The 6,721-nt window shown below is 73.3% G+C and carries 1 protein-coding gene; it reads right to left on the reverse strand.

Going from position 1 to position 6,721, the window contains the following annotated elements:
• The coding region (locus FNH08_RS41015) for a type I polyketide synthase (RefSeq protein ID WP_152776605.1) at positions 1–6,721 on the reverse strand (6,721 nt) is incomplete at both ends.

Genomic DNA, 6,721 nt, shown 5'->3' on the forward strand with positions numbered 1-6,721 from the left:
CACCCCGCTCAACTCGCCCTCCACCAACGCGGCCACCTCATCGAAGGCACGCGCGAAAACAGGGAACCCGGCATACAACTCACGCCCCATACCCACCCGCTGACTGCCCTGACCGGTGAACATCCACCCACTACGGCCTTCGGTGACGACACCGGTCACAGCCGCCTGGGCAAGCCCCGACCGCATCGCCTCACCGTCGCGCCCCAGGACCACAGCCCTGTGCTGCAGGGCGGCACGGGACGTGGCCAGGGACAACCCCACGTCGAGCGGATCAACCTCACGCGTGTCCAGGTGCGCGGCCAACCGTGCGACACCAGCGTGCAAAGCCTCGGCAGTGCGGGCCGACACGACCCACGGGATCACCGGAAGACCGACTGGCGAGTCGGGCTCGCCAGGCGACGGGACAGCCGGAGCCTCCTCAAGGACGACGTGAGCGTTCGTACCGCTGATCCCGAACGACGACACACCCGCCCGACGCGGACGATCACCCGCCGGCCAGGCCCGCTCCTCCCGCAGCAACTCCACGGCGCCCGACTCCCAGTCCACATGAGTGGACGGCTGATCGGCGTGCAGGGTGCGGGGCAGGGTCTCCTCCCGCAGCGCCATCACCATCTTGATGACACCGGCCGCGCCCGCGGCGGCCTGCGGGTGCCCGATGTTCGACTTGATCGAGCCGAGGAACAGGGGTTTCTCCTCGTCCCTGGCCTGTCCGTACGTCGCGAGCAGTGCCTGGGCCTCGATCGGATCGCCGAGCCGGGTACCGGTGCCGTGCGCCTCGACGGCGTCGACCTCGGACACCTCGAGTCCGGCGGCGGCCAGCGCCTGACGGATCACCCGCTGCTGCGACGGACCGTTGGGCGCGGTGAGTCCGTTGGAGGCTCCGTCCTGATTGACCGCGCTGCCCCGCACCACCGCCAGGACGGGATGGCCGTTGCGCAGCGCGTCGGTGAGACGTTCCACCACGATGACGCCGGCGCCCTCGGACCAGCCCGTGCCGTCGGCGTCGTCGGCGAACGACTTGCAGCGGCCGTCACCGGCCAGCCCGCCCTGCCGGGCGAACTCCAGGAACATGCCCGGGTTGGCCATGACGGTGGCGCCGCCCGCGAGCGCCATGTCGCACTCGCCGGACCGCAGCGCCTGGCAGGCCAGGTGCAGCGCGACCAGGGCCGAGGAGCAGGCGGTGTCCACGGAGACCGCCGGGCCCTCCAGGCCGAGCAGGTACGACAGGCGGCCGGAGGCGACGCTGGGGGTGCTGCCGGTCAGCAGATAGCCCTCGGTCTCGGCGCTGGTCTCGTGGAGGTGGCCGCCGTAGCCGTTGGCGGAGACGCCCGCGTACACACCCGTCGATGTGCCGCGCAGCGAGGTCGGGTCGATGCCCGCCCGTTCCAGGGCCTCCCAGGCGGTCTCCAGCAGCAGCCGTTGCTGCGGATCCATCGCCAACGCCTCACGCGGGGAGATCGCGAACAATTCGGCGTCGAAGTCCCCGGCGTCCGCGACGAATCCGCCGACGGCGTCGATGCCGTCGAGGGCGGTGATGTCCCAGCCGCGGTCGGGCGGGAACGGCGTGATCGCGTCCTTGCCGGAGACGACCAGGTCCCACAGGGCGTCGGGCGAGTCCGCGCCGCCCGGGAACCGGCAGCCGAGGCCCACGATCGCGATGGGGGCGTCGGTGTCGGTGTCCGCGGCGGCGTGGGTCGTACCGGCGGTATCGGTCGAGTCGTCGTCACCCAGCAGATGCGTGCGGAGGTGGGCGACGAGCGCGCTGGGCGTGGGGTGGTCGAAGACGAGGGTGGCGGGCAGAGCGATGCCGGTCGCGGTACGCAGCCGGTTGCGCAGGTCGACGGCGGTGAGCGAGTCGAACCCGAGGTCCTTGAAGGCTCGGGCCGGATCGACCTGTCCGGGTGAGGCGTGTCCGAGGACCGCCGCGACCTGGCCGCGCACCGTGTCGAGCAGCACCCGTTCCTGCTCGTCGGGCCGCAGCCCGCGCAGCCGGTCGGCGAGTTCGCCGCCCCCGGTGCCGGCCTGCCGGCGGGCGCCGCGTCGGCGTCGGCCGGCGGGGACCAGGTCGTGCAGCACGGCGGGCAGGGTGTCGTGGCCGGCCTCGGCGAGCGCTGGGATGCGCAGGGCGACGGGGACGGCGGTCGGCTCGTCGAGCAGCAGCGCGGCGTCGAGCAGGGCGAGGCCGTGGCCGGTCTCCAGGGCCGGGTAGCCCTGCCGGGCCATGCGCCGCAGCTCCGCCGCGTCCAGCGTCCCGCCCATGCCGTCAGCGGTCTCCCACATGCCCCAGGCCAGCGACACGGCGGGCAGGCCTTGGGCGCGGCGGGTGGCCGCGAGGGCGTCGAGGGCGTTGTTCGCGGCCGAGTAGGCCGCCTGACCGGCATTGCCCACCACACCCGCGAACGACGAGAACAGCACGAAGGCATCGAGCCGCCGATCAGCCGTCACCTCGTGCAGGTGCCGGGCCGAGTCCGCCTTGGCGGCCAGGACGCGGGCCAGCCGCTCCGGGGTGAGGTCGGTGACGAAGGCGTCGTCGAGGACACCGGCCGCGTGCACCACCCCGCTCAGTTCGACCCCGTCGAGTACGGCGGCCAGCGCCTCACGGTCGGAGACATCACACGCCCTCACGCGGATATGCGCGCCCGACTCCTCGAGTTCGGAGGCGAGTTCGGAGGAACCGGGCGCCTCGGGCCCGCGCCGGGACACCAGCAGCAGATCCCGCACACCGTGCGCGGTGACCAGGTGCCGGGCCACTTCCGCACCCAGTCCACCGGTCCCGCCCGTGATCAGCACCGTGCCCTCGCCGACCCACGGCGCCGGCACCCGCAGCACGACCTTGCCCACATGCCTGGCCTGCCCCAGCAGCCGCAATGCCTCGGGAGCGCGCGTGATCCCGTAAGCGGTGACGGGGACGGGCCGCAGCACGCCCTGCTCGAACAGCTCCAGCAGTGCCGCCCACATCTCCGCGATCCGCTTTGGACCGGCGTCCATCAGGTCGAACGCGCGGTACGACACCCCGTGTTCGGCCCGCACCTGTTCGGCGTCGCGGATGTCGGTCTTGCCCATCTCCACGAACCGGCCACCAGGCCGCACCAACCGCAGCGACGCGTCCACGAACTCACCCGCGAGCGAGTCCAGCACCACATCGACACCCGGCCGGAACCGCTCCTCGAACTCCGTCGTCCGGGAGGAGGCGATCCGCTCCTCGGGAACACCGAGTTCTCGTACGACCGGCCACTTCGGCTCACTCGCCGTCGCGTACACCTCGCCGCCCAGGTGCCGGGCCAGTTGCACGGCAGCCGTGCCGACACCGCCGGCGGCGGCGTGGACCAGCACGGACTCGCCCGCCTCCAGCCCGGCGAGATCCACCAGGGCGTGGTAGGCGGTCAGGAACACGATCGGCACGGACGCCGCCTGCTCGAACGTCCACCTCTCCGGGATCGGCGCCAGCAACCGGGCATCGGTGACAGCCGAGGGGCCGAAGGCCCCGTCCAGCAGGCCCATCACCCGATCACCGACGGCAAGGCCGGTCACGTCCGGGCCGACCTCCACGATGACACCGGCACCTTCGTGCCCGAGCCGGCCGGGGTCGCCCGGGTACATGCCGAGGACGTTGAGTACGTCCCGGAAGTTGACACCGGCTGCCCGCACCGCCACCCGCACCTCGCCGGGTTCCAGGGCCCGTCGCTCCTCCGGGACGAGCGCGACGCCGTTGAGCCGGCCCTGGGCGACGACGTCCATCCGCCACGCGTCGCTCGATCCGGCGGTCGGCAACAGCACGTCGTCCGTGACCGCCCGTACGAGACGCGGGACGCTCACGCCGCCTTGCCGCACGAGCAGTTCGCCTTGATCGGGGCAGCCGGCCAGGTACCGGTACGACTCGGCCGAGCCGTCCAGGTCCGCGAGCCGGAAGCGTCCGGGGTTCTCGCCGGCCGCCGAGCGCACCAGGCCCCAGACCGTCGCGCCGGCGACGTCCGTCGCGTCGTCCCCGACGGCGTGGGTGGTGACGAAGACCAGGCGGGAGCCGGCGAGGCGAGGTTCGGCGAGCCAGCCCTGAACGAGCGCCAAGGTGGTGGTGGCCGCGTCGGTGAGGGAGCGTCCGGCAGTGGCGACGGGTGTGAACACCGTCTCCGGAACCACGTCGCCCGCGTCGAGTGCCGCGATGAGGGCGGCGAGGTCGGCGTGGGTACGGGCAGGCGTGTCCGGCAGGGCAGCGGGGTCGCCGAGCACCGTCCAGGTCGCGGTGGTCGCGGGAGCGGTGCCGGGCAGGGGCAGCCAGCCGAGGCGGAACAGGCTGTCGCGGAGAGCGGTGTCGGAGGCGGTGAGTGCGTCGGCCGACAGGGGGCGCAGCGTCAGGGCGTCGGCCCGGGCGACCGGTTCGCCCGCCGAGTCGGCCACGTGGAGGGTGATGGTGTCGTCGCCGCGACGTGAGATCCGGACGCGGACCGAGGACGCGCCGACGGCCGGCAGTTCGACGCCGGACCACAGGAACGGCACCAGGGCGGCAGCGTCCTCACGCTCCCACAGCCCCAGCACGTGCAGGACGGCGTCCAGCAGGGCTGGGTGGGTTCCGAACCCTTCGGCGCCGCCCGCCACGGACTCCGGCAGCGCGGCCTGGACGAACCAGTCGTCGCCCAGGCGCCAGACGTGTTCCAGGCCACGGAACGCCGGTCCGTAGGAAAGACCCGCCGACCCCAACCGCTCGTAGAGGCCGCCCAGTTCCACCGGTTCGGCACCCTGCGGTGGCCAGACCCGCAGGTCCCACTCCTCGTTGGAGGGCTCGTCCGCCGCCAGGACGCCCGACGCGTGCAGCGTCCATAGGTCGTCGGCGAGTGCGCCCTCGGGGCGGCCGTAGATGTGCAGTTGCCGGCGGCCGTCCGTGCCGGGAGCCTCGACGTTGAGCTGGATCTGTACCGCGGTCGCGTCCGGCAGTACGAGCGGAGTGTGGAGAGTGAGTTCGTCCACGCGGTCGAGGCCGGCGCGGTCGCCGGCGGCCAGCGCCAGTTCCAGTACGGCCGTGCCCGGCAGGACGACCGAGCCCGCCACGACGTGGTCCGCGAGCCAGGGCTGGTCTGCGGTGGACAGGCGTGCCGTCAGCAGGACGGTGCCCGATCCGGCAACGGGCACAGCGGCGCCGAGCAGCGGGTGTCCGGTCGTGCCGAGGCCGAGGTCACCGGCGGCCACGGTGGTGCTCGGGGCGTCGAGCCAGTAGCGGCGACGCTGGAAGGCGTACGTCGGCAGCGGGACCTCGCGCGCGCCCGTGCCCGCGAAGACGGCAGCCCAGTCGACCTGGGTGCCGCGCACGAAGAGGTCGGCGACGGCCCGGAGCAGGGTCTCCGTTTCGGGGCGGTCCTTGCGCAGCGCGGCGGCCGCGGGCACGTCACCGGCCAGCGCGGTCAGGACGGGGTCGGGACCGATCTCCAGGAAGCGGCCGGCGCCCTGGGCGCAGGCCGCGGTGAACGCGTCGTGGAAGCGGACCGGGCGGACGATCTGGTCGGCCCAGTAGGCCGGTGTCGTCCACTCGTCCTCGCCCAGCGGGGCGCCGGTCACGCTGCTGACCGCGGCGACCTGCGGGGGCCGGTACGTGATCTGGGCGGCGACCTCGGTGAACTCGGCAAGGACGGGCTCCATCAGCGGTGAGTGGAACGCGTGCGACACACGCAGGCGTGTTGCCCGGCGGCCTTCCTCGCGGGCCCGCTCGACCACCACGTCCACGGCGGCCTCGGTGCCCGAAACGACGACCGAGGTGGGCCCGTTGACGGCCGCGAGCACCGCTCCGTCCGGCAGCAGGCCGGACATCGCCGCCTCGGTCGCCTCCACGGCGGCCATCGCACCGCCCTCGGGCAGTGCCTGCATCAGGCGGGCTCGCGCCGCCACCAGGCGTACGGCGTCGGGCAGTTCGAGGACGCCGGCGGTGTACGCGGCGGCGAACTCGCCCACCGAGTGGCCCAGTACGACCTCGGGGGCCATTCCCCACGAGCGCAGCAGGGCGACCAGCGCCACCTGCACCGCGAACAGGGCCGGCTGTGCGTAGCCGGTGGTGTCCAGCAGGCCCGAGTCGTCCGTGAACAGTGCGTCCTTCAGGGGCCGGGCGAGGCCGAGCTGCGTGTCCAGCAGGTCGCAGACCTCGTCCAGGGCGGACGCGAACGTCGGGTGGGCGTCGTACAACTCCCGTCCCATGGCGGTCCGTTGACTGCCCTGGCCGGTGAACATCCACGCCGTGCGGCCCGCGGTGACGGACCCGGTGATCTCGGGCTCGGCGAGCTGGGCGCGCAGTGCGTGCGGATCGGGACCCAGCACGACGGCACGGTGGTCCAGCACCGAGCGCGTCGTCGCCAGCGACAGGCCGGTGTCCAACGGGTCGCCGTCCACGGTGGCCAGTCGGGCGAGTTGGGCGTGCAGCGCCTCGGCGGAGCGTGCCGACACCACCCACGGAACCGTCGGCAGCCGGTGCTCCGGGCGGAGCGAGGACGCCGGGCCCGGGGCCGGTGCCTCTTCGATGACGACGTGGGCGTTGGTGCCGCTGATGCCGAACGACGACACACCCGCCCGACGCGGACGATCACCCGCCGGCCAGGCCCGCTCCTCCCGCAGCAGCTCCACGGCGCCCGACTCCCAGTCCACATGAGTGGACGGCTGATCGGCGTGCAGGGTGCGGGGCAGGGTCTCCTCCCGCAGCGCCATCACCATCTTGATGACACCGGCCGCGCCCGCAGCCGCCTGC

The sequence above is a fragment of the Streptomyces spongiae genome, from assembly GCF_009377185.1.
GTDB lineage: Bacteria > Actinomycetota > Actinomycetes > Streptomycetales > Streptomycetaceae > Streptomyces > Streptomyces spongiae.